The 22,930-nt window shown below is 57.0% G+C and carries 21 protein-coding genes; 4 read left to right on the top strand and 17 right to left on the bottom strand.

Annotated features, from left to right (window positions below):
- Positions 1–17 precede the first annotated feature (17 nt).
- Together I6I72_RS13145 and I6I72_RS13140 are read right to left on the bottom strand one after the other, a co-directional pair.
- Positions 18–200 carry a YbdD/YjiX family protein gene (locus I6I72_RS13145; RefSeq protein WP_005529243.1) on the bottom strand — a complete coding sequence of 61 codons (183 nt, stop codon included), beginning with the start codon at positions 198–200 and terminating at the stop codon, positions 18–20.
- Positions 200–2,467 carry a carbon starvation CstA family protein gene (locus I6I72_RS13140; RefSeq protein ID WP_049063959.1) on the bottom strand — a complete coding sequence of 756 codons (2,268 nt, stop codon included), beginning with the start codon at positions 2,465–2,467 and terminating at the stop codon, positions 200–202. Before I6I72_RS13140 ends, I6I72_RS13145 begins: the two co-directional genes overlap by 1 nt.
- A gap of 421 nt (positions 2,468–2,888) precedes the next feature.
- On the opposite strand from I6I72_RS13140, the gene I6I72_RS13135 reads away from it, so the two are divergent.
- Positions 2,889–4,298, top strand: coding sequence for an L-serine ammonia-lyase (locus tag I6I72_RS13135; protein ID WP_049063957.1), 1,410 nt, complete (start codon positions 2,889–2,891; stop codon positions 4,296–4,298).
- Between the two features lie 77 nt (positions 4,299–4,375).
- Positions 4,376–4,954: a TetR/AcrR family transcriptional regulator gene (locus I6I72_RS13130; RefSeq protein ID WP_049063956.1), complete on the top strand. Its 579-nt coding sequence runs from the start codon at positions 4,376–4,378 to the stop codon at positions 4,952–4,954.
- 92 nt (positions 4,955–5,046) lie between these two features.
- Here the strand turns inward: I6I72_RS13130 and hisS are convergent, their stop codons facing one another.
- The 3 genes from hisS to tpx all read right to left on the bottom strand — a co-directional run bounded on the left by hisS (position 5,047) and on the right by tpx (position 7,582).
- A complete protein-coding gene (hisS, locus tag I6I72_RS13125) occupies positions 5,047–6,327 on the bottom strand; it encodes a histidine--tRNA ligase (RefSeq protein WP_046646625.1) in 1,281 nt (426 codons plus the stop codon).
- 5 nt (positions 6,328–6,332) lie between these two features.
- On the bottom strand, positions 6,333–6,986 hold the full coding sequence (locus I6I72_RS13120; protein ID WP_049063954.1) for an MBL fold metallo-hydrolase: 654 nt from the start codon (positions 6,984–6,986) through the stop codon (positions 6,333–6,335).
- A gap of 98 nt (positions 6,987–7,084) precedes the next feature.
- Positions 7,085–7,582, bottom strand: a complete 498-nt coding sequence (gene tpx, locus I6I72_RS13115; RefSeq protein WP_005529233.1) for a thiol peroxidase — start codon at positions 7,580–7,582, stop codon at positions 7,085–7,087.
- Positions 7,583–7,757: 175 nt separating this feature from the next.
- On the opposite strand from tpx, the gene I6I72_RS13110 reads away from it, so the two are divergent.
- Complete coding sequence (locus tag I6I72_RS13110; protein WP_049063952.1) at positions 7,758–8,624, top strand: peptidylprolyl isomerase; 867 nt, start codon at positions 7,758–7,760, stop codon at positions 8,622–8,624.
- A gap of 330 nt (positions 8,625–8,954) precedes the next feature.
- Positions 8,955–9,284 carry a hypothetical protein gene (locus tag I6I72_RS13105; RefSeq protein ID WP_049146505.1) on the top strand — a complete coding sequence of 110 codons (330 nt, stop codon included), beginning with the start codon at positions 8,955–8,957 and terminating at the stop codon, positions 9,282–9,284.
- Between the two features lie 101 nt (positions 9,285–9,385).
- On the opposite strand, the gene I6I72_RS13100 is transcribed toward I6I72_RS13105, so the two are convergent.
- From I6I72_RS13100 to I6I72_RS13045, 12 genes are all read right to left on the bottom strand, one after another.
- Complete coding sequence (locus I6I72_RS13100; RefSeq protein ID WP_181814983.1) at positions 9,386–9,949, bottom strand: DUF421 domain-containing protein; 564 nt, start codon at positions 9,947–9,949, stop codon at positions 9,386–9,388.
- Positions 9,950–10,137: 188 nt separating this feature from the next.
- Positions 10,138–12,390, bottom strand: a complete 2,253-nt coding sequence (locus tag I6I72_RS13095; protein WP_005529227.1) for a RelA/SpoT family protein — start codon at positions 12,388–12,390, stop codon at positions 10,138–10,140.
- A 101-nt stretch (positions 12,391–12,491) separates the two neighbouring features.
- Positions 12,492–13,046: an adenine phosphoribosyltransferase gene (locus tag I6I72_RS13090; protein WP_049146500.1), complete on the bottom strand. Its 555-nt coding sequence runs from the start codon at positions 13,044–13,046 to the stop codon at positions 12,492–12,494.
- A gap of 53 nt (positions 13,047–13,099) precedes the next feature.
- Entirely contained in the window at positions 13,100–14,716 is a 1,617-nt protein-coding gene (locus tag I6I72_RS13085) for an ABC transporter substrate-binding protein (protein WP_049146498.1), read from the bottom strand.
- 105 nt (positions 14,717–14,821) lie between these two features.
- Entirely contained in the window at positions 14,822–16,015 is a 1,194-nt protein-coding gene (secF, locus tag I6I72_RS13080; protein ID WP_201807194.1) for a protein translocase subunit SecF, read from the bottom strand.
- Positions 16,016–16,017: 2 nt separating this feature from the next.
- Positions 16,018–17,913, bottom strand: a complete 1,896-nt coding sequence (secD, locus tag I6I72_RS13075) for a protein translocase subunit SecD (protein WP_201807191.1) — start codon at positions 17,911–17,913, stop codon at positions 16,018–16,020.
- Positions 17,914–18,096: 183 nt separating this feature from the next.
- Positions 18,097–18,384, bottom strand: a complete 288-nt coding sequence (gene yajC / locus I6I72_RS13070) for a preprotein translocase subunit YajC (protein ID WP_046646632.1) — start codon at positions 18,382–18,384, stop codon at positions 18,097–18,099.
- 47 nt (positions 18,385–18,431) lie between these two features.
- Positions 18,432–19,535: a Holliday junction branch migration DNA helicase RuvB gene (gene ruvB, locus I6I72_RS13065; protein WP_110092462.1), complete on the bottom strand. Its 1,104-nt coding sequence runs from the start codon at positions 19,533–19,535 to the stop codon at positions 18,432–18,434.
- 51 nt (positions 19,536–19,586) lie between these two features.
- On the bottom strand, positions 19,587–20,195 hold the full coding sequence (gene ruvA, locus I6I72_RS13060) for a Holliday junction branch migration protein RuvA (RefSeq protein ID WP_201807188.1): 609 nt from the start codon (positions 20,193–20,195) through the stop codon (positions 19,587–19,589).
- 100 nt (positions 20,196–20,295) lie between these two features.
- Positions 20,296–20,877, bottom strand: coding sequence for a crossover junction endodeoxyribonuclease RuvC (ruvC, locus tag I6I72_RS13055; protein WP_046645375.1), 582 nt, complete (start codon positions 20,875–20,877; stop codon positions 20,296–20,298).
- A 248-nt stretch (positions 20,878–21,125) separates the two neighbouring features.
- Entirely contained in the window at positions 21,126–21,881 is a 756-nt protein-coding gene (locus I6I72_RS13050; protein WP_046645374.1) for a YebC/PmpR family DNA-binding transcriptional regulator, read from the bottom strand.
- A gap of 107 nt (positions 21,882–21,988) precedes the next feature.
- Complete coding sequence (locus tag I6I72_RS13045; protein WP_201807184.1) at positions 21,989–22,882, bottom strand: acyl-CoA thioesterase; 894 nt, start codon at positions 22,880–22,882, stop codon at positions 21,989–21,991.
- Between the last annotated feature and the right edge of the window lie 48 nt (positions 22,883–22,930).

The following is a 22,930-nucleotide window of genomic DNA, read 5'->3' as shown; positions in this document are numbered from 1 at the left end:
AGCCAACGCGCACGGTGTTAGCAGCACCGCGCGCCGGGGTTGGCATCCTGTTCGGCGTAGCGGGCGCGCCAATATTCACGCTCCGTTGGAATCTCAGCATCAGGATGATGCGCACGGAGGTGATCGCAGTACTTAGCGTAAGCATGGTCCCCCATGAGCTCGCCGAAGTACCAGGAGATCTTTTTGAGCGCCGTAATCACTAATGCCCTCCTGTTTCCTCGAAGGTCATGTTGTACTCCGCTGCCACTTCCTTTTCGCGCTTTGTCGGCATGAGACCACGTGGAAGGAAGAGCTTGGATGGAATGAATTCCGTTTCGGAGTCCGCAGGTTCAATACCTGCAGAACGTTGCTGGAGAGCCTTGGCGCAGGCAACGATTGCCGCACCGATAACTACCAATACCAGCACCGCAAACAGAATAGATAGGCATCCTTGGATAAAGGTGTTGCGAACAACGGCATCAATCTCTTCGACGCTCTTGGCAGATCCGAACTCGGTGAGACCTCGAGCTGCTGCTTCCTTGTATTTTGCATGGTTGGCCCAGTAACCAATAGAGGCGTCGGAGCTGAAAATCTTTTGCCACGAGGCGGTCATTGTCACGATGAGATCCCAAGCCAATGGAATAGCTGGAATCCATGCCCACTTGTACATTCCCTTCTTGATAACAACCACAAGCACCAAAGCGAGTGCCATTGCGGCAAGTAGCTGGTTGGCGATGCCGAAGAGTGGGAACAAGACGTTGATGCCGCCCAGCGGGTCAGTAACACCCATGATGAGGATGGCGCCCCACAGTGCACACACGAGGAAGGTGGACAGGTAGGTGCCAAGCTTCCAGCTCTGATCACGGAATTTTCCCAGGCCCGGAATTGCGCCCAGCGAATCCGACATCATGAAACGGGCAACACGGGTACCAGCATCAACCGTGGTCAGGATGAACAAGGCCTCAAACATGATGGCGAAGTGGTACCAGAATGCCTGCATTGCCGGATTACCGAGCATCTCGGTCATGATTTGGGACATGCCATAAGCAAGGGTCGGAGCACCACCGGTGCGGGAGACAATGGTTTCCTCTCCCACTGCTTGAGCTGCTGCGGCAAGCTGATCAGCGGTAATGTCGGCGCCGGGCAGGTGCAGGGTTGCTACGAAGTCCGCCGCGCCTTCTGGAGTACCCAGTGTCTTAGCTGCCGGTGAGTTCATTGCGAAGTACATGTGGCGGTCAATGACGACTGCAGAAATGAGTGCCATGACTGCGACGAAGGACTCCATAATCATGCCGCCGTAGCCGATGGCGCGCATGTGAGACTCCTTCTCAATGAGCTTCGGCGTAGTACCGGAGGAAATCAACGCATGGAAACCAGAAAGCGCACCACAGGCAATAGTGATGAACAAGAACGGGAAGAGGTTACCGGAAAAGACCGGGCCGTTGCCATTAACAGCAAAGGAGGTAACCGCCGGCATGTGGACCTCAGGGCGTTCAATAACGATGGCGATGGCCAGCAAGGCGATGACGCCGATCTTCATGAAGGTCGACAGGTAGTCGCGTGGCGCAAGCAGAAGCCACACTGGAAGGATGGCAGCGACCAAGCCATAACCGATGATCGCGAATGCCAGGGTTTCCTTGGACCAGGTGAACATGCTAGCGCCGAGTTCAGTGCCGGAGACGTAGCCGCCGCCGATGATGGCTGCCAGCAAGAGGATGACGCCGATGACCGAAACCTCCGTGACCTTGCCGGGGCGAATGTATCGCAGGTACAGGCCCATGAAAAGGGCGATCGGGATGGTCATCGTGATGGAGAAAACACCCCATGGGGAGTCAGCAAGGGCGTTCACGACGATCAGTGCCAACACGGCGATGATGATGATCATGATGGCGATAGTGGCCAGGATGCCCGCGGCGCCACCGACTTTGCCCATCTCATCGCTAATCATCTGGCCAAGCGAGCGACCCTTGCGGCGGGTAGATACCCAGAGCACCAGGTAATCCTGCACCGCACCGGCGAAGATAACGCCCAGCACAATCCACAATGTTCCCGGCAAATAGCCCATCTGAGCAGCCATAACCGGGCCAACCAAGGGGCCGGCACCGGCAATGGCCGCGAAGTGGTGACCAAAGAGAACACGACGGTCCGTAGGCAGGAAGTCCTTACCATCGTTTGCATACTCTGCAGGGGTAGCGCGGTTGTTGCGCGGCTTAACCACCTTGTACTCAATCAAGCGTGCATAAAGCGTGTAACCAATGATGTAGGAGCCCACTGCCGCAAAGACCAACCACACGGAGTTGATGGTCTCACCGCGGTGGAGAGCGAGCACTCCCCAACCGGCAGCCGCAGCGATAGCGGCAATCAAAATGATGACCTTCTCAACGTTACTGATGAGCTTTTTCGGCTTTACGTCGATGGGCTGTGCTTGGCCGTCGACTTCAACAAATTCGATGTCGGACCGCGGTTCGGGTCCGGTCTTGATACTCACGATAATCTCCCGAGGAATCAGACAGAGCAAATGAAAGAACTTTTATCCAGCCACAACTGTTAGGCACGCTAAACTGCTTAACTAATGTGATCCGGGATACTAAACAGTATTCATTGTGGCCGAAAGTCACACATTAAAATTCAATAATTTCTATCGGCTTATCCCTCAAAATCATTTGACCTTGGTCACACCCGCCCCGCGGGGCTAACAACGCTGACTCCACGTAGTGAACCACTGACAAAGCGGTAACATGGAGAAACTGTATGCGCGGCCTACATGCAATACTCCTCGTCACAGACGAGTTTCGGCCGCAGCGAGACCGCAATTAACACGGGTTTAGCCACAGCCTGCCCCCCAGACATACTCCCCCCACCTACCCCCCGACTTAATTTCCAAACTCACAAAGGAGGCACCGCCCAGCATGGCAATCAGCGTCACCGACATTTTTTCCATCGGCATTGGCCCATCTTCCTCGCACACCGTCGGCCCAATGCGCGCGGCCCTTGCGTTCCTGAAAACGCTGCCGGAGCATCCAGCCAAGGTGCACACCGAGTTGCGCGGCTCGCTCTCGCTGACCGGCCGCGGCCACGGCACCGACCGCGCGGTGATTCTGGGCTTGGCCGGCTGGGATCCGCTTACCGTCCCGGTTGACGCTGAACCGCGTTCCGATCAGCCCATTCCGAGCAAGGGCATGACCGACGGCCCGCTGGGCGCGTTAGAATATTCCATCGAGTTCAACAACGAGCCGGTCCCCGAGCACCCGAATTGCCTCATCTTTGACGCATGGGACGCTGAAGGCAACCTATTGGCAGAGCACGCCGAGTACTTCTCCGTCGGCGGCGGATTCATTCTCTCCCGCAAGGAACTCGACGCAGAGGTGGCAGCCTCCGCCGAAGTACCTGCTGGCATGGCGGCGGCCGAATCCACCGACGATGTTCCTTACCCATTCACCACGGGCGAGCAATTGCTTGCGCTGTGCGAGAAGCACGATTTGAAGATCTGGGAGATTGTCGCCGCCAACCAGGAAGCGCTCCATAAAGAAGACGGCGGCCTCGAATACGTCTACGCGCACCTGGATTTGGTGTGGGACATCATGCGCGAGTGCGTCACCGACGGCATCTCCACCTCCGGAATCTTGCCGGGCGGCCTGCAGGTCCCACGCCGCGCGCCGGGCATGTACAAGCAGCTGCTGGAGGGCCACGACGATAAGTCTTTCGGCTTTTCCGCTATGGAGTGGGTCAACCTGTATGCGCTCGCCGTTAACGAGCAAAATGCCGCCGGTGGCCGCGTGATTACGGCCCCAACAAACGGCGCCTGCGGCATCATCCCAGCGGTGTTGCACTATGCCCGCGACTTCAAGCCGAACTTCACCCGCGATTCCGCCCGCCGCTACCTACTTACCGCGGGCGCTATCGGCATGATCATCAAGCACAACGCCTCCATTTCGGGCGCCGAGGTGGGCTGCCAAGGCGAGGTAGGCTCGGCGTCGTCAATGGCGGCGGCTGGCTTGGCTGAACTACTGGGCGCAACGCCGGCGCAGATCGAAAATGCCGCCGAGATTGCGCTAGAGCACAACCTCGGCCTTACCTGCGACCCAGTCGGCGGCCTCGTGCAGATTCCGTGCATCGAACGCAACGCTATCGGCGCGGTCAAGTCCATCAACGCCGCGCGCCTGGCTCGCATGGGCCAAGGCACGCACCACGTTTCTCTCGACGCCGCCGTGCAGACGATGGCCGATACTGGCCGCGACATGCTGGCGAAGTACAAGGAGACCTCCATTGGTGGCCTCGCGAAGACGCTAGGCTTCGCCGTCACGCAGGTGGAGTGCTAGTGCAAAAGGCTTGCATGGCAAAAGGTAGTCTTATCGCTAACGCACAGACTCTAACCTAGAAAGCGATACCTACCTCCATGCGAGCCGATGCATTACGCCGTCGAATAGCCATCATCGAGGCGGCATGTGCCATGTTTAAACGCCATGGCAACTCGGTCTCCCTTGAAAAGATTGCCCAGGAAGCAGGCGTGGGCGTTGCAACGCTTTACCGCAACTTCCCGGACCGTGAAGCGCTAATTCACGCGTGCGCGGAACACATGAGCGACGGTTTCCTGGTCTTCCAAAATCGCTTGATTGAAGACTTCGAATCCGATCCTTCGGACGCGAAAAACTTCGTCCTGGACTATGCCCTCAAGCTCACAACGATGGGTTTGACCAGCCTCATTCCCTCCTTCGCGCCGGAAGACTTAGATACCCTGCCGGAGCATTTGAAATTGAAGCGCGACGCGTTACAAGAAAATGGCGAAAGGTTCATTGAGCTCGGAAAGCAGCACGGAGTAATCGGCCCCGGCGTGGGGCACCTCGACTTCGTGGTGGGTATCTTGACGCTGGTGCGCCCCAGGAAGGTGCAGGTGGAGAACTACGTGCCCGATATCCAAAAGCGCATGCTGCGCATCTACTTAGCGGGCATCAAAAGCGGCATCACGAACGCATAGTAGCAAAACACAAGGCCCCTCACTCCCTAATCGATATGTAGGAAGGAAGGCGCCTTTGGCATCTCAGCGAGATGCCCTTTGACGTCATTGGCTTAGTTCAGCTGGTTGCGTAGGTGCTCAACAAGGGCGTCGATAGCCACATCGTTCTGCTCGTGGGCTGCCAGGTCCTTGACGGCCACAACGCCGTTTTCAAGCTCTTGCTCACCGAGCACGAGAGCAAAGCGCGCGCCTGCGCGGTCAGCGCCCTTCATCGCGCCCTTGAGTCCGCGGTCGCCGAAGGACATGTCCGCAGAGATACCGGCATTACGCAGGTCATTGATGATGCCAGCCATACGACGCTTCGCATCAGCGCCCAGCGCAACGCCGAACACAGCAACGCGCTGATCGACGCCGTCGAGCTCGATGCCTTCGGCTTCGAGAGCCAGGATCGTGCGGTCGACGCCAAGTCCATAACCAATACCGGAAAGCTCCTGACCACCGAGCTGTGCCATAAGTCCGTCGTAGCGGCCACCGCCGCCGATACCGGATTGAGCGCCCAGCAGTGGGTGCACAAACTCGAAACAGGTCTTGGTGTAGTAGTCCAGCCCGCGCACCATGCGCGGGTTGATGGTGTATTCAATACCCATGTCATCAAGAAGGCCGGTGACGGTCTCGAAGTGGGTACGGCATTCCTCGTTGAGGTGGTCGAGCATCAACGGGGCGTCGACAAGCTGCTCTTGCACCTCCGGACGCTTATCATCCAAAACGCGCAGCGGGTTGATCTCCGCACGCTTGCGGGTCTCTTCGTCCAAATCCAGCTTAAAGAGGAAATCCTGCAGCTTCTCACGATAAGCAGGACGACAATTGTGATCGCCAAGGCTGGTTAGCTCGAGGCGGAACTTGCTGAGTCCAAGCGAACGGAAGGAACGATCAGCTAGCGCAATAATCTCCGCGTCTAATGCGGGATCGTCGACGCCGATTGCCTCGACGCCCACCTGCTGAAGCTGGCGGTAGCGGCCGGCCTGCGGACGCTCATAGCGGAAGAAAGGTCCGAAATAATTGAGCTTGACCGGCAGCTGACCGCGGTCGAGGTTGTGCTCAATGACCGAACGCATCACACCCGCAGTGCCTTCGGGGCGCAGGGTTACCGAGCGGTCACCACGGTCTGCGAAGGTGTACATCTCCTTGGAGACCACATCGGTGGATTCACCAACACCACGCGCGAAAAGCGTAGTGTCTTCGAAGATCGGAAGCTCGATGTGCTGGAAGCCGGACAGATGCGCCTGGTGAACCAGGTTCTCACGCACCTTGTAGAAGGTCGCCGATTGCGGCGGAATGTAGTCCGGCACTCCTTTGGGGGCGGACAGGGCCTTGAACTGCTTCTTATCACTCACGCATATCAGAGTACATCCCGCAGCGTGGCGAGGAACGGATTAGTGGCCCTTTCTGCGCGCATCGTGGTCGTCGGGCCATGCCCTGGCAACACAGCCAGCCTGTCATCAAGGTTCCACACCGGACCAGCAAGCGAACGCTGCATGGCCGCAGGATCGGAGTGCTCCAAGTCAGTACGCCCGATCGAGCCTTTAAACAAAACATCACCGGCGAGGACAAAATCTTCCGCAATAATGAGAACGCAACCCGGGGAATGCCCTGGGGCGTGCTCGAGGCGGAATTCATGGCCAACCAGTTCGATAGTCTCGCCACCGCGCAGATCGCGCAGGTCCTCAATCTGCACCATGTTCTTCGCATCAAAGAGCACTTGGGACTCGGCGGAGACCCCGGAGCCGTCGACAAGCATGAATGCGTCATCAGGGTGGATATAAACCGGCAGGTCGAGCTGGCGCGCCAAGTCCCCTGCTTCACGGGTATGGTCCAGGTGGCCGTGGGTGAGGACGATCGCTTCGAAGGTCAGCCCCTGTTCAGCACCGATTTCCAGGACGCGCTGCATCGCATGCATGCCCGGATCAACCACGAAGGCACGTGCACCGTTTGCCACGATGTACGTGTTGGTCTTATAGGGGCCCGCTGCGAAACCTAAAACGCTCAAAGTCATAAAACGCAGTCTAGCGCCCCCACGGATGCGGAAGCGCTAGCTAGCTGGAAAGCCACTCGAAGCCGCCGCGCCCATAGAAAGCGACGTCGGCCAGGTGATTAGCTCAGTGCCTCAATGGCTGCATCGTAGTTAGGCTCGGTGGTCACCTCAGGAACCAGCTCGGTGTAGATCACCTTGTGGTTTTCATCGGTGACAACGACGGAGCGTGCGAGCAGGCCCTTCAGCGGGGAACCCTGCAGGGTAATGCCGAGCTTTTCACCGAAATCAGAGCGGAAGTCAGAAGCGCTGACGACGTTCTCGATGCCTTCAGCTGCGCAGAAACGCTCCTGTGCGAATGGCAGGTCACGGGACACGGACAGGACAACGGTGTTGTCCAATCCCGCTGCCTTCTCATTGAACGCGCGAAGCTGCGCCGCGCACACGCCGGTGTCAACGGATGGGAACAAGGAGATCACAAGGCGCTTGCCCGCGAAGTCCTTGTTGGTGACCTCAGAAAGGTCAGTGCCAACGAGGTTAAACTCTGGCAGCTGAGCACCAACCTCTGGCAGGTCGCCTGCGATCTGGGTTTCATTTCCTTGGAAGTTCACTGTAGTCATGGCGCCCCACTGTACTGGAGCTAAACAGCTAGCGCCACGAGGATCAGATGAGACTCACAGGAGACTGAATAAGGCCCAGTTTTGCTCACAAGCTAGAATCAGTGCGGTAATGCTCGAGTTCAATCGACCGAGCCCAAGTGACTGACATAGACACCCATTGCCAAAGGACACTTACATGCCCAACAACGCACAGCGCCGTGAAGAGGCGCTCAACAGCCTTGAGCGCGAGCTCAAGGCCCGTGACCGCAAAGAAAAGACTCGCCCGCTGGGCGTCGTTGCTGCTTCGCTCGTAGTCATTCTCGCCCTTGTTGGCGGAATTTACTTCTTTGCAACACGCGACAACTCTGCGGAGAAGGTCGTAGCTGAGGAATCCAGCACTGCCGCAACCTCAAGCCAGGATAAAACTCCCGAAGCAACTGCACTGAGCGGTAAGCGTAAGGAAGCACTCCCGGCAAGCGTCCAGTGCAAGTACGAGGATGACGGCCGCGACGACAATGGCGCCAAGGCCCCTAGCGGCAAAGACGTCTCCACGAAGGGCACCGTTCAGGTCACGTTCAAGACCAATCAGGGTGACATCGTAATGGACCTGGATCGTTCTCTCGCCCCTTGCACAGTGCAGGCAATCACTTCCCTGGCAAAGAGTGGCTTCTACGATGACACCATTTGCCACCGTATGACCTCCGGCGGTTTGAACGTCCTCCAGTGTGGTGACCCAACTGGTACCGGCTCCGGCGGCCCTGGCTTTAGCTTCGCCAACGAATACCCAACCGATGAGGTGGACTCCTCCGCTGGAAAGAAGCCTGTGACCTACCCGAAGGGTTCCATCGCAATGGCCAACTCTGGCAAGGACACCAACGGTTCCCAGTTCTTCATCAATTACGCCGACTCCATGTTGGCTCCTGATTACACCTACTTCGGCAACCTCACCGACCAGGGTCAAAAGACCTTGGACAAGATTGCCAAGATTGGCGTCGAAGGCGGTGCCACCGACGGCAAGCCAGCTGAAGAAATCAAGATTTCCACGGCTACCGTTTCCTCCTAAACCTAGGACCACGGCGCTCCTCTCCCCCACAATGAGGAGCCGAGAATTGCCCTTTCCAGTCGCAGCAGCTGGAAAGGGCTCTTTTTTACTTCTCACGCTCTACCCCCGCAGTTGAACCTAAGAGAAATTCAGGTCAGCCCGGCACGTTCACATTTGGTTTATTGGTTTAGACTCACTTGAACTTATATCCGCAGCACAACAAGCACCCAACCTCAACATCCAGTTAATTCACAGACAGAACTAATTCTTGGAAAAGGTGTTGCAAAAGTCTAGGAGCAACACTAACATTCATGGAGTCTTTGAAATTCCCGACTCTTAAGGATTGAACATATGAAGTTCTTCTCCCGCAAGGCACTCGTTGCCGCTGCAGCAGCTGCAACCATCTCCTTCGGCGGCGCTGGCGCTGCTATGGCTCAGGAAGGCCCAGCAGCTGACGCCCCGGCTCAGCCGGTCACCACAACTGGCCAAAATACCCCGGACACCGACAAGACCAACAAGGGATCTTCCCTCGACGGTCTCTCCTCCAGCCAGGGTGACAACAAGGACAAGAACAGCGGAGACAAGGCAAAGCAAATCAAGGATTGGATCGGCGTCTTCACCGCTGTTATCTCTGCACTTGGCGCACTGTTCGCTTTTGCAAACAAGTACCTGAAGTTCTAGTTTATTCCTGAGCTTCGATGTAAAGCACCTGCTTTGAGCAGGTGCTTTTCTTGTTTTCCTGCACAAACTCTATCCTGCCCACCTGGAGGCACGAGCCGCTACTAATCCCCTGCCTCGCCTTCGATTCCTTTAATGCGCTCAGCTCCCAAGATGTCACGGAATAAAGCGGGATCGACGAACTGTCCAATTTTAATTACCGAAATTTGGCCAGTGGGCTCCAAGATCATCAACTGGATGTCCGCGCGCCGACCCAACCCTGCCTTGCGAGTAGCCGAGTTAACATCACTTTCCGTAATGTGCGCAAAATGCATGTTCTCAGGCAATAACTCGCCGTCATAGACAAGAAGCACAGGGCGACGGTCGATGTAGCGTGACCAACGAATATAACGGCGGAACGTACCGAAGGCCGCCTCCAACACCATCAGAGTCAAAAGTCCGACGATACCTGCTGCCAGGGTGGGCGGGTTACCCACAATCACACGGCCCGAAACCGCGCCGAACATAATGATGATGACCGCGTCAGAGGCGGTCATCGATGTCAGTACGCGGGTGCCAAAGAGCTTGACCAAAATCATGAAGGCCAAATAGATACCCACCGTGGCCAAAATGACCACAGGTATTCGATGCGGCTCAATACCCAATTGGTATAAAGCCTCACGTCCCATTAGCCCTAGCGTATCCACGGTTTTCCAGCTTACATCGAGCGTCCTTGCGCTTTCCGACGCCCCCTTCCCCGAATCACGCCTCCACACGATGGTGGCATTAGCGCCCGGGGCAAAGTGCTTATCGACGTCGCAGGTTCCCAGGCGGAGGCCGCCCAGCCACAGCAGTAGCTAGGCGGTGACGCGACGAGCTAGGCGGTGACGCGGTAGACGTCGAAGACTCCCTCGGTGTTGCGCAGCGTAGTCATCAGCTGGCCCAGCTGCTTGGTATCCGAGATGGAGAACGTAAAGCGCATGGTGGCAATGTGGTCGTCGCCGCGGTTTGAGCTCATCGACAAAACATTGAGCTTTTGCTCGCTGAATACGCCAGTTAGCTCGGCCAGCAGGCCTTGCCGGTCAATCGCTTCAAGCTGGAGGCTAGCGGAGAACTCGCCAGACGATCCCTTGCCTGAAGACCATTCGACCTTCATCATTCGCTCCGGCTCAGACTTGAGCTTTTCCGCATTGGTGCAGTCTGCGCGGTGGACGGAAACACCACCACCACGGGTGACGAAGCCGAAGATAGCGTCGCCAGGGACTGGCTGGCAGCAACGCGCCAGCTTAGCCATGACATCAGGGCTGCCCTCAACCAAAATTCCGGTTCCTTGCTCTGAGTCGTGGGTGCGCTGATTACGCGAGCTTTCCAGCTCAGAGAATGGTGTACGCGACGCCAGGGCCTCTGCAGCGTCGTCTTGGTCCCCAAAGAGGGACATCAGTTGATTCGACACATGCTGTGCCGATACATTTCCGGCACCTATAGCGGTGTAAAGGGCGTCCACATCGGAATAGTGGAGTTGCTCGGCGACTTGCTTCATGGAAGAAGCAGTAAACAACCTATGCATTGGCAGGCCGCCGCGTTGAATCTCAGCCGCCAAAGCATCGCGCCCGGACTCCAAGTGCTCCTCGCGGCGCTCCTTGGCAAACCACTGACGCACTTTTGCTTTGGCGCGTGGCGAGACCAAGAAGTCCTGCCAATCCCTCGACGGCCCAGCGTTAGGATCCTTCGAGGTAAAGATCTCAACCTTGTCACCAGACTTTAGCTCTGACTCAAGCGCAACCAGCTTTCCGTTGACCTTCGCACCGATACAGCGGTGGCCCACCTCTGTGTGCACAGCGTAGGCAAAGTCCACCGGCGTTGAACCCGCCGGCAAGTTGACTACATCGCCCTTCGGGGTAAATGCAAAAATCTGCTTAGCCGTAAGGTCATAACGCAGCGAGTCCAAGAACTCATTCGGGTCAGCGGCTTCCTTCTGCCAGTCCAGCAGCTGACGCATCCACGCCATCTGGTCGACCTCAGCGTCGCCTTTACCGTTCTTGCCCTTCTTCTCCTTGTAACGCCAGTGCGCAGCAACACCAAACTCCGCGTTGTAGTGCATCTCATGCGTGCGCACCTGAACTTCCAGGGTGGAACCACCTTCTGCAATCACCGTGGTGTGCAGGGACTGGTATACCCCGAAACGCGGCGCAGAAATATAGTCCTTAAAGCGCCCCGGAAGCGCCTGATAAAGCGAGTGCACAACGCCAATCGCGGCATAACAAGAGTTGACGTCATCAACGAGGATGCGGATACCTACGAGGTCGAAGATCTCCGCAAAATCGCGGCCACGCACCATCATCTTCTGATAGATGGACCAGTAGTGCTTCGGACGTCCCATGACCTCAGCATCGATGCCGTTTTCCCGCAGGGCCTGCGTAACCTGCGTTTTGATTTCTTTCAAAGCGCGGTCGCGAGAAGGAGCTCGGTCCGCCACCATGCGTACGATCTCGTCGTATTTCTTGGGGTACAAGATGGCAAAAGAAAGGTCTTCCAGCTCCCATTTCACGTTGGCCATGCCCAAGCGGTGTGCCAATGGCGCAATGACGTCGAGAGTCTGCCGTGCCTTCTTCGCCTGCTTCTCTGGGGGGAGAAAGCGCATGGTGCGCATGTTGTGGAGGCGGTCCGCCACCTTGATAACGAGCACGCGGGGATCGGTGGCCATGGCCACGATCATCTTGCGGATAGTTTCTGCCTCAGCTGCGGCGCCGAGGGCAACCTTGTCGAGCTTTGTCACGCCGTCGACAAGCCTCGCAACCTCAGGACCGAAGTCCCTTGTCAGGTCTTCGAGTGAATAGTCCGTGTCCTCGACCGTGTCATGCAGCAGTGTTGCAACGATGGTCGTGGTGTCCATGCCAATCTCAGCCGCGATGGTGGCTACGGCGAGGGGGTGGGTGATATATGGTTCCCCAGACTTACGGAACACACCCTCGTGGAGGCGCTCAGCCGTGTTGTAGGCGTTATTAAGTAGCTCTACGTCAGCTTTGGGATGGAACTGCCGGTGGATGGACATCAGTGGATCCAGCACCGGGTTGATCTTTACCCTGCCTCCGGTCAAAGACCGAGCCAAACGTGCCGACATGCTCCGCATCCCGCCATTCGGGCGCTTTGTCGACTTCTCAGTGGTCAAGGCGTCGCCCTCCTCCTAGTCATGGGGTGTATCCGGCCAACGATGGCTTTAGACACATCATTCTAGTCGGTGGCTGCTGCCTGGTTGAGCACTACCAGCGGAACATCTGCCAAACGCTCGCGACCAGCTAGTCCGTTAACTTCCAAGACCACGACGTTTCCAGCTACCTTTGCGCCTGCAGACTCCAAAAGCAGCTTCGCGCCGTAGAGCGTGCCTCCGGTGGCCAGAACGTCGTCGACAAGCACGATGCGCTTGCCTTTAATATCGACTCCCTCACCGGGAATCTCGAGCGCCGCCGAACCGTACTCCAGCGTGTACTCCTGAGTCAGAACGGGTGGTGGCAGCTTGCCCTTCTTGCGGATGGCCAAAATGCCCACGCCTAGCTTGTACGCCACGGCAGAGCCCAGCAAGAAACCGCGTGCATCGAGGCCACCAATCATCTCGGCGCCCAAGTCTTCGCAGGCCTTCGCTAGGCCGTCGACAACCGCCTGAAATGCTTCGGCGTCGGCAAGCACTGGTGTCAAATCCTCGAAGAGGATGCCCTTCTCAGGGAAGTCTTGCACCAAACGCACTTTTTCATTCAGTGCCCGCGCCGCGGCGGAATAAGTTTCACTCACAACAAATCCTTCAAAAGTTCGTGTCAAATTTGAGACTAGAAATCAACAACTGATTAACGCTGAGTGCTGACTGGAGCTGCACTCGGCGCACTCCAACGATCCATGTTCCAGCCAATGCCCGCAGCACCAGTGTATGGGACCACGCCCTTGACCGAGCGGTCAACGATGAAGACGCGGGGCTGGGCGGCCAAAGGAATAGAAGGGACGTCCTCCCATAGCTTTTCCTCTGCTTCTTTGATCTCCTTGAGCCGTTTGATGTTTGAGTCCGGCGTAGAGTACTCCGTCATTGGATCAACCGGGCCCAAGAATGCATCGATAGTCGGAGTCCATGTCGCAGGGTCCATCTCCAAATAATGCTGCGACATATACTCAGCAGACTGGTCCTCGACCGTGATACCGGCGGGTTCACACATCTTCTTAATCTCTTCGACCATGGCGCTGTAGCGCTCATCCGGGCCCAAGTAACCAATCTTGACGGTGTACCCAGACAGGTTCGCAGCCTTAGCCATGTCCTGGCCCTGGTGCTCCTTGGCAACCTGGCCCAAATGGGTAGCGACCGGGTCAGAGTGGCGCAATGTGCGCAGATACACAGGTGGCACTTCTACGCCAGATTGCTGCGAACTGACCTTGGCCAACCGCCCATGGTCGATGCAGGAGGCAAAAGCCTCCCGGGCCCACGATTCCTGAAATACGCCGGACTGCGACAACGCCAGGGTATCGGTCAAGCCACCTACTACGGGTTCGACCTCATAAGGGCTTGCTTGGTCAGCAGCAGGTAACCAGTCTGGCTTAGCTTCAGCAGCATCGACAACACGCAAATTGCCCCTATCCTTGAGAGCCTTAGCGTCTGCAGTGTTGGGCCATACAACAACGGTATCTGTCGCCGGTTTATCGCCGAAGTACTCCTTGTTAGCCTTCAGGATGATCTCGCCCTGCTCCCCCACCTTGTCCACCACGAAGGGGCCAAAGGAAACTTGCAGCTCCGGGTCAAAGTCAGCAGGGGCTGTGGAGAATCCATTACGCCACGCGTCTGCCACTGTTTGCAAAGCAGTGGGGTCTTGGAAGGACAGAGTCGTGTTGAGCTCCTCCATCGTCAACCCGGCCTTCTTGGCCAAGGCATGCGCAGGCATAACGGTGCCTGGGCCAAAGAGATAGCGCCAGCGATCGCCTTCGCCTTCGTTGAAGGTGAGCGTAAATTCCTTGGAATTCGGGGCGCACTCGAATTGGGCAATCTCGTTCATCAGAGGCATGTGCGAGCCGAACTCGGATGCCATGACGCCTGCGGTGAAGGCGAGCAGGTAGTCATCACAAGTTACGGGAACGCCATCGGAGAATTTTGCTTGCTCCGAGAGGGTAAAACTAATCTGCTTATGAGGATGTTCCGGGGAGGGTGGCAACTCTTCGGTCTGCACAAGATCCGAGTTGGGGATCATCTGTCCCGAGGGGCCGGGGACATAAATGGCCGGGTATAAGCGGCTGGACAACTGCGCTGCACTCGTTGCGCTGCCGAACGAGGTGCCAGCATTTGTAGTGGCAAGCGGGGTATTGACCATGTATCCGAAGAAATCGGTGGACTGTGGTCCGCTCGGTTTTTCTTCCTCGTTACCGTCCCGGTTGCCTTGGTCTGAGCAGGCCGTTGCGGTGAGGCCGACAACGGCGAGGAGCGCCACTGAGGCCTTTTTAGCCCAATGGCGCTCTGTTTGTGGTTTAACTACCACCTTTTGTCCTCGCTTCTTTTCGACGTCCGTTCCCGACGTCCTGGATCAACGGCTCATCTACCGGCCTGGACGCCAGCTTGTCCCGGCGCTGCCTGGGGTGCCCGGGTTCCTAGTGGAGGGGGCCGATGCAGCATCGCTTGAGGACGCCTCCCCTTCCGAATCCTGGGCTGCCAGAGAAGTGACCTTTCGGGAACCCACTGCAGCGGCGGCCACGGTGTCTTCATCTGCGTCTTCGCCGTGCTCAGCGCGGAACTGCTGCACCTCAGTGTTGTGCTTCTTGACGGACTTACGACGGTTTGCAATGGACACCAGCAATGGGGTTGCCAGGAACAACGAGGAGAAAATGCCCTCGATGACGCCAATCAGCTGAATGAGCGCAAGGTCGCGAAGGGTGCCAATGCCCATCAGCCAGACGGCGATGACGAACAGCGCAATAATCGGCAGGACCGAGATGATAGACGTGGAAATGGAACGCATAACTGTCTGGTTAACGGCGAGGTTCGCAAGCTCGCCATATGTCTTCTTGCACTGGCCCTGGAAGCCTTCAGTATTCTCGTTGACCTTGTCAAAGACGATAACGGAGTCATAGATAGAGAAGGTCAGCACCGTAAGCAGACCAATGACGACTGCCGGGGAGACTTCTAGCCCGAAGATGGCGTAGATGCCTGCGATGATGACGCCGTCAAGAATCAGCGCGAGAATCGCTGCGAAGGCCATGTCTCGCTGCAGTCGAACTGCGACATACACCGTCGCCGTCGCAAGGAATACAGCCATAGCGAGAAGCATGCGCTGCGTAATCGCGGATCCCCATGACTCAGACACAGTTGAAGAACCAATTGCATCCGGGGTGGCCTTGCCCTCGGCATCCTTTGGATGATACTGCTCAAAGATTGCTTGGCGGGCGGTGTCTACCTGCTCCTGAGAAAGGCGTTCGGAAGTGATTTCCAAGGTACGCGAGTCGCCGGCGCCGACGATCTGCACCATTTCCGGCTCGACACCAATAGCTTCTTCGAAGGTATCGCCAACCTGCTCTGCCACCAGATCGGCGGCTGGCATGTTCAGCTTGGTGCCGCCCTCGAAGTCAAGGGAGAGGCTAAAGCCGCGAATTGCAATGGCCAAGATGGACGCAGCGACCAATACTGCGGTGATTGCGTACCACGTCTTGGAACGACCAATAAAGTCGTATCCGCCCTCGTCTTCATACAGACGATCCATCTTGGAGATCTTGTGATTGTTCACTTTAGTAGTCATCTCTACTTGTCCTCCTCGGTGAGGCGGGAATCGGCTGCTGCTGTATGAGACGCTGCAGCTGCGCTTGCAGCGGTTTCCTTGTGTCCGGTTTTTCCAGACTTTGCGTAATAACCACGGGCACGACGTTCCTCAACCAGAGCGTAAATACCGCCAAGTCCGTTCATAGACGGCTTAGCTGCTGCTGGCCTTGCGCCGATGAGCTGCATCAGCGGAGCCATAATGAGGAAGGAGACAACCAAGTCGAATGCGGTGGTCAGGCCCATAGTGAAGGCGAAGCCTTTGACCTCACCAATTGCGAGGAAGTACACGATGACAGCGCCAATAAGCGTAACAGCGTTACCCGTAACGATGGTTGCGCGTGAGCGCTCCCACGCCTTGGTAGTTGCCGAACGGAAGGTTCTGCCTTCCAACAGCTCATCCTTGATGCGCTCGTAGTAGACCACGAAGGAGTCCGCAGTAGCACCGACACCAATGACCAAACCGGCGATGCCCGAAAGGTCCAGCGAGTAGCCAATCCAGCGACCCAACAGAACGAGTGCACCGTAGGTCAAAATGCCGGAGGCGACGAGGGTAATCAGGGAGACACCGGCGAGTGCACGGAAGTAATACAGCGAGTAAAGGACAACCAAGATGAAGCCCACGATGCCCGCGATGAGTCCGGCCTTCAGAGCAGCCTTACCCAGTGATGGTGGAACAGTTTCCACGGTGCCGCCTGGCTCGCCATTGGAACCGGTAAAGGACAGCGGAAGAGCGCCATACTTGAGGTTGTTAGCCAGGCTAGTTGCTTCTTCTTGGCTGAAGTCACCGGTGATGGAGGTAGCGGAGCCAACCGGAGTTGCGCCCTGGATGACTGGAGCAGAAATAACCGCAGAGTCAAGGGTGATGGCGACCTGCTTCTTCAGGTTCTGCTGCGTCACCTTGGACCAAGTCTCGGAACCGTTAGGGCCATCGCCGGTCTTGAAGGCGAAGCTGATCTCCATCTGGCCGGTCTGCGGGTTGAGGCCACCGTTAATTGGCTTGTTGGTGTCAATCTCGTTACCGGTCAAACGAGTACCGTTGGGATCCTTTATGCCTTCGAGCAATGGCGCTGGGGCCAAAAGGTATGGGGTTTTGTTTGCAAAGTCACAAGCCACGAACTGCTTTGCTGGATCATCGGTACCAGCAAGCGGATCAGAATCAGCATCGCACTTCAAAAGGGCCGCTGCAGCGGAGATAGTCGTTGGGTCGTCAGACTGACGGTCCTTGCGGAGCATCGCCGTCATCTCATCGCGAAAATCGGCCTTCTCGAGCGAGTTTGAGGGCTCCTTCTTTGGCTTTGCGGTAACAGTCGGGGCCTGTGAGTCCTCCGACTTCTTGTCCTTCTTTTCTCCGGACTGTTCCACGGCCTTCTTAATAGCATCATGTACTTGCTTTAGTGACGCGTTGGCTTCCTCCACGCTAAGAACGCGGTACTCAACCCACCGGTTTGCCATGTCGAGCAAAGTGTCATTGAGCTTGTTCATGTCCGGCATCGGCTGTTGCGCAACTGGACGGAACAAAAGCTGGGAAGTCTGGCCCACTGCCTGCGCCTGGGAAGCATCCTCGCCTGGAACCGTGATTACGAGCGTGGAACCATTGATCACAACCTCGGAACCAGAAACGCCCATTCCGTTGACGCGCTGTTCAAGGATGTTACGAGCTTGCTGGAGCTGGTCTTGAGTGGGCTCCTCGCCTTGCGGTACGAGGGTCACACGGGTACCGCCCTGCAAGTCAATGCCGAGTTTCGGCGTGCCTTGGCGAGCACCAGTCAGGAAAATAAGGGCATAAATGGCAACGACGATTAGCACAAACAAGGCAATGGCACGCTTTGGCCACTGCCTGTTCCTATTGCGCAATGCGCCACGATTCTTTGCGGACAAGGAGTTCTCCTGTGCAACTAAAACAGGGTTTTACGATTAACTTTGAATAATTCGTGGGCATTTGAAACAAAAGTCCACGAGCACGATCCCTCATGCTACGTCATGAAAGGCCCAATGACTTAACGGGCTCTCAGCTTTTCCACCTAGTGTGATAAGCGCTACAAAACGGCAGCTGGAATCGCACTAGCGAATCCCGTTTGCTTCCTCTTCACTGACGATTTCCGGCGTACGAACAATGGCCATCTTGTCGAAGGTGATTACGACGCCTCCGGCCACTTCTAGATCCACTTCCTGCTCGCGGGTAGCCGCGACAGTCCCGTGCAGGCCGCCCGCAGTAATTACTTTCTGCCCTACATACAAATTTTGCTGCAGTTCAGAAAGTTTGTTTTGACGCTCACGCTGTTTGCGCATCGTCATAAAACTAGGGAGGAAGATGAGAATTGCGAGAACTAGAAGAAGTGCGTATTCCATAACTGGCTAGTGTGCCAGACTCATGCACACAGATGCCAGCCCTTGCACTAGAAGAGCGCCTCCCCTAGCGTTCCCTCCGGCGGTTCCAAACCGATGTGCCGCCACGCCGCGGCAGTTGCCACACGACCGCGGCCTGTGCGGGCAATCATGCCAGCACGAACGAGGTAAGGCTCGCACACTTCCTCCACGGTGGAGGGCTCCTCCCCCACTGCCACAGCGAGGGCATTTACACCGACTGGGCCACCACCGTGGCCCTTGATCAAGGCTTCCAGGACGGCCCGGTCGAGGCGATCTAGCCCCATTTCATCGACGTCGAAGACAGCAAGGGCGCCTTGGGCGGCCGCTAGATCAATGTGTCCATCACCGTTTACCTCAGCGAAGTCACGGACTCGTCGCAGCAAGCGGTTGGCAATACGCGGGGTTCCTCGTGAACGAGAACCAATCTCAACCGCCGCGTCTTGGTCAATCTCCACATCAAGAATGGTGGCGGCACGGGTAATGACCTTGGTCAAATCTGCGGTGTCGTAGTACTCCATCTGGGCCGTAAAACCGAAGCGGTCGCGCAACGGTCCCGTGAGCATGCCGGCGCGAGTAGTGGCACCAACGAGAGTAAATGGCGGAATCTCCAAAGGAATCGAAGTGGCACCCGGACCTTTACCCACGATGACGTCAATACGGAAGTCCTCCATCGCCATATAGAGCATCTCCTCCGCAGGGCGGGCGATGCGGTGGATCTCGTCGATGAAGAGGACGTCGCCTTCCATCAGGTTCGACAGCATCGCTGCGAGGTCGCCTGCGCGTTCCAACGCTGGACCCGATGTCATACGCAGTGATGTGCCAAGTTCTTGGGCAATGATCATCGCCATGGTGGTCTTACCCAGGCCGGGTGGGCCCGAAAGCAGCACGTGGTCTGGAGTGACGCCGCGATTCTTAGCACCATTGAGCACCAAGGACAGCTGCTCGCGCACCTTAGGTTGGCCGATGAACTCGTCGATGGACTTAGGGCGCAAGGAGCGCTCGATGTCGTGTTCACCTTGCTGCTTTGTGGCATCGACGTCAGCATTGCGCGCCGCGGACATGCTGGAGGTAGTGCTTTGCCCAGCTACCAGGCCGTCCGGTAACTGAAACTCAGTGCGTTCTACGTCTGACATGTCTTTATACCCTTTGTTTAGATTGTTGCGCGCTGACTCTGACAGCGGAGACTATTTCTTACGTCCCAATTGTGCCAGTGCACCACGAAGGACAACCGCCGTTTCTGCGGCTGGCTCCTCCGCCACGATGCCCTCCACGACTGGACGGGCGGCTTTGTCGGTGAAACCGAGTCCAACGAGTGCCTCCACCACTTGGTCGACCACCGGCCCATGGGCCACCGCCGCGGACGCTTCCTGCCCTGGCTGGGCCTGAGGCGCAAAGGCGCTGACCTTATCCCTCAGCTCGAGTGCGAGGCGCTCTGCCATGCGCTTGCCAACGCCCGGAATAGTTTGCAGTGTCTTCGCATCGCCGGAGGAAATGGCCTGAGCTAGCTGGCTTGCCCCCATAACAGATAGCGCCGCCAGCGCCAGCTTGGGTCCGAGCCCAGAGACGGTCTGGAGGACGTGGAACATCTCGCGGTCCTCATCGTTGCTAAAGCCGTAAAGGGTCATGGAATCTTCCTTGACCACCATCGAGGTCAGCACAGTTGCTTCATCGCCCCGGTGCAAAGTGCCGAGGGTCACTGGCGTAGCAAGAAACTTGTAACCAACGCCGGCGCATTCGATGACGGCATGATCAAGGCTGATGGACAACACTGTTCCGCGTAGTGATGCAATCACAGCGTCAGCTCCTTTTCTTTATTCTTTCTGCTAGTTCCTAGCTCTGTAGTTTTTCTATCGAGATTTTGCATGTGGCATAACGCTCCGTATGACAGCGCGGCTATGCGCTACTGGCTGGTCGCGGCTTCTTTGCCCGGCCTTTCACGCCACTCGTCTTCGGCCATGTGCCTGTGTTCTGCCCTATTCGAGCCAAGGCTGGGGCACGCCAGCAGTGACAAACTGCTAGGGCCAAGGCATCTGCGGCATCCGCCGGCTTGGGTGGTTCGCCCAAACCAAGGATGCGCGTAATCATCGCGGTCATTTGCTTCTTGTCTGCCCGGCCGTTGCCAGAGATAGCCTTCTTCACCTCTGACGGGGTGTACATATGCACCGGAATGTCGCGCTCAGCGGCAGCTAGGACCACCACGCCAACGACGTGCGCGGTTTGCATCACCGTGGATACTTCACCACGTTCGAAGACTCGCTCGATAGCAACCACATCCGGCTTGTAGTCCTCCATCCACTCTTTGACAGCTATGGAAAGACGCAAAAGACGCTCAGTAAGCTCCTTATCGCTGGGGGTACGGGCAACACCGACCGCCACAGGTATCACCGAGCGACCACGCCCTGCTTGCACCACAGAAAGACCACACCGGGTAAGACCAGGGTCTATCCCCATAACGCGCAGGCCTTCCAGATTCACAGCCAACCCCCTCCTAGTCTGGACAATCTCTTTGCGCCTAGACGGGCGCAACAGCGAAAAGAACTAAAGTGAATTCACAGTCCAGTCAATCATACACACACATGTTCTAAGAATGTGCAGGGGCAGGGAGCCTGCGATAGTAAAACGCAAACACGCCCGAGCAGTGCAATCATGCGCGGGCGCGTTTTAAACCTTGTTTAGACCTTGTCTAGTGAGAATCTGCGCGTGTAGATCCCACAGCAAGCAGTTTAGTCCTGCTCGAGTTCTGCCAAGACAGCCTCAGAAAGGTTCATGTTGGTGTAGACGTTCTGCACGTCATCAGAATCTTCGAGGGCGTCGATCAGGCGGAAGATCTTGCGGGCATCGTTTGCCTCGAGCGGAACCTCGACGGAAGCACGGAAGTCGGTGTCATTATCGTCGACCTCGATACCAGCCTCGGTGAGGGCTTCCTTCACTGCCGGAATATCACCAGGTGCGCAAACTACCTCGAACTTCTCGCCGAGGTCATTGACCTCTTCAGCGCCTGCTTCCAGAACTGCCATCAGGACGTCATCCTCGGTCAGCTCGCCCTTGTTGACCAAGACAAGGCCGGTGCGGGAGAACATGTAGGCCACGGAGCCAGACTCGCCCAGGTTGCCGCCGTTCTTGGACATTGCGGTGCGAACATCGGTGGCTGCACGGTTGCGGTTATCGGTAAGGCACTCGATGAGCATTGCCACACCGTTCGGGCCATAGCCCTCGTACATGATGGTCTCCCAGTCAGCACCGCCGGCCTCTTCGCCGGAGCCGCGCTTGCGGGCGCGCTCGATGTTATCGTTCGGCACGGAGGCCTTCTTGGCCTTCTTGATCATGTCATCGAGAGTCGGGTTAGCAGCCGGATCGCCACCACCGGTGCGGGCCGCGACCTCGATGTTCTTAATCAGCTTGGCAAATTCCTTGCCGCGCTTGGCATCGTTAGCAGCCTTCTTGTGCTTGGTAGTAGCCCATTTGGAGTGTCCGGACATTTCATCCCTTTCATTGTGGCTCTATGAAACTGCCTGCAATTATACGGACGGCGTAGAGCAGTTAAAAACAGCCCCCACCGTTTTCCGGCGTTTGAGTAAGTGTTTTTCTAGACGTTTTGCCAATTGCCGTTGTGCGAGCCTATCTGCATGCCCTCGCGCACGGTTCGGGTAAGCCCTTCCTGGACCACCACGGCAACCAAGTCCCCGCCCTGGTTAAAGATCTTTCCGGTGGCCAGACCGGTCGCATTCTGCGCGGATGGTGATTCCTGCACATACAGCAACCACTCATTAACGCGCACTGGACGCAGGAACCAGATCGAGTGATCCAGGCTGGCAAGCTGTACTTGCTCGCCTTGGTGTGGCAGCAGCGAAGCACGGATTAAGGTCATGTCCGACATATAGGCAAGTGCCGCACGGTGGGCATCCTGGCTGCTTTCTGACGCCGCAAATTCTGGCGCGGTGTTACGGAACCACACGTAGCGGAACCCAGCGCCTGTGGCTTCTGCAAGTTCAGGGTGACGGCTTTCCTGCGGGACCAAACGGATATCCCAGTCTTCCCACTCGCGCAGGATGATGCGGGTGGAATAAGGAGCACCACCGCCGGCGGCGGCAGCCTCCTCCGGGCCCATAACCTCCGGCATGGCGTCCTGGTGCTCAGGACCAAAGTCATCGGCGATGTGGAAACCCGCGTTGAGCATGAAAATCAGGCGATCGTCTTGGAAGAGGCGCACCTGACGGGTAGCAAAAGAGCGGCCGTCCCGCACGCGTTCTACCTCAGCACGCGCAGGCGCGGCGGCATCACCCGGGCCCACGAAGTAGCCATGCAAGGAATGCACGAGCTTTCCTTCAACGGTGTGCTGGGCTGCAGCGAGCGCCTGGGCTACCACCTGCCCGCCAAAGGTGCGCGCAATCTGGGACGGAACCATGGGCACGGAAAAGACATCACCCTGAGCCTTTTCGTTCAGCGGCGCTAAATCGATAACCTCGCACACCTTAGCCATTACCTACGCGGGACTCCTCTCTTTGCTCAACGCGCAACATTAACGTGC

This window comes from Corynebacterium striatum (genome assembly GCF_016728105.1).
Classification (GTDB): Bacteria; Actinomycetota; Actinomycetes; order Mycobacteriales; family Mycobacteriaceae; genus Corynebacterium; species Corynebacterium striatum.
The sequence above is the reverse complement of the archived record's forward strand: the minus strand, read 5'-3'. Positions and strand labels throughout refer to the sequence as shown.

Excerpts from the sequence above, each read along its gene's own strand:
- yajC (WP_046646632.1), bottom strand. The coding sequence starts at position 18,384 with ATGGAATACGCACTTCTTCTAGTTCTCGCAATTCTCATCTTCCTCCCT.
- I6I72_RS13050 (WP_046645374.1), bottom strand. The coding sequence starts at position 21,881 with ATGTCCGGACACTCCAAATGGGCTACTACCAAGCACAAGAAGGCTGCT.
- I6I72_RS13110 (WP_049063952.1), top strand. The coding sequence starts at position 7,758 with ATGCCCAACAACGCACAGCGCCGTGAAGAGGCGCTCAACAGCCTTGAG.
- tpx (WP_005529233.1), bottom strand. The coding sequence starts at position 7,582 with ATGACTACAGTGAACTTCCAAGGAAATGAAACCCAGATCGCAGGCGAC.
- ruvB (WP_110092462.1), bottom strand. The coding sequence starts at position 19,535 with ATGTCAGACGTAGAACGCACTGAGTTTCAGTTACCGGACGGCCTGGTA.
- I6I72_RS13120 (WP_049063954.1), bottom strand. The coding sequence starts at position 6,986 with ATGACTTTGAGCGTTTTAGGTTTCGCAGCGGGCCCCTATAAGACCAAC.
- I6I72_RS13100 (WP_181814983.1), bottom strand. The coding sequence starts at position 9,949 with ATGGGACGTGAGGCTTTATACCAATTGGGTATTGAGCCGCATCGAATA.
- I6I72_RS13135 (WP_049063957.1), top strand. The coding sequence starts at position 2,889 with ATGGCAATCAGCGTCACCGACATTTTTTCCATCGGCATTGGCCCATCT.
- I6I72_RS13095 (WP_005529227.1), bottom strand. The coding sequence starts at position 12,390 with ATGCGGAGCATGTCGGCACGTTTGGCTCGGTCTTTGACCGGAGGCAGG.
- I6I72_RS13105 (WP_049146505.1), top strand. The coding sequence starts at position 8,955 with ATGAAGTTCTTCTCCCGCAAGGCACTCGTTGCCGCTGCAGCAGCTGCA.
- I6I72_RS13045 (WP_201807184.1), bottom strand. The coding sequence starts at position 22,882 with ATGGCTAAGGTGTGCGAGGTTATCGATTTAGCGCCGCTGAACGAAAAG.
- I6I72_RS13130 (WP_049063956.1), top strand. The coding sequence starts at position 4,376 with ATGCGAGCCGATGCATTACGCCGTCGAATAGCCATCATCGAGGCGGCA.
- secF (WP_201807194.1), bottom strand. The coding sequence starts at position 16,015 with ATGACTACTAAAGTGAACAATCACAAGATCTCCAAGATGGATCGTCTG.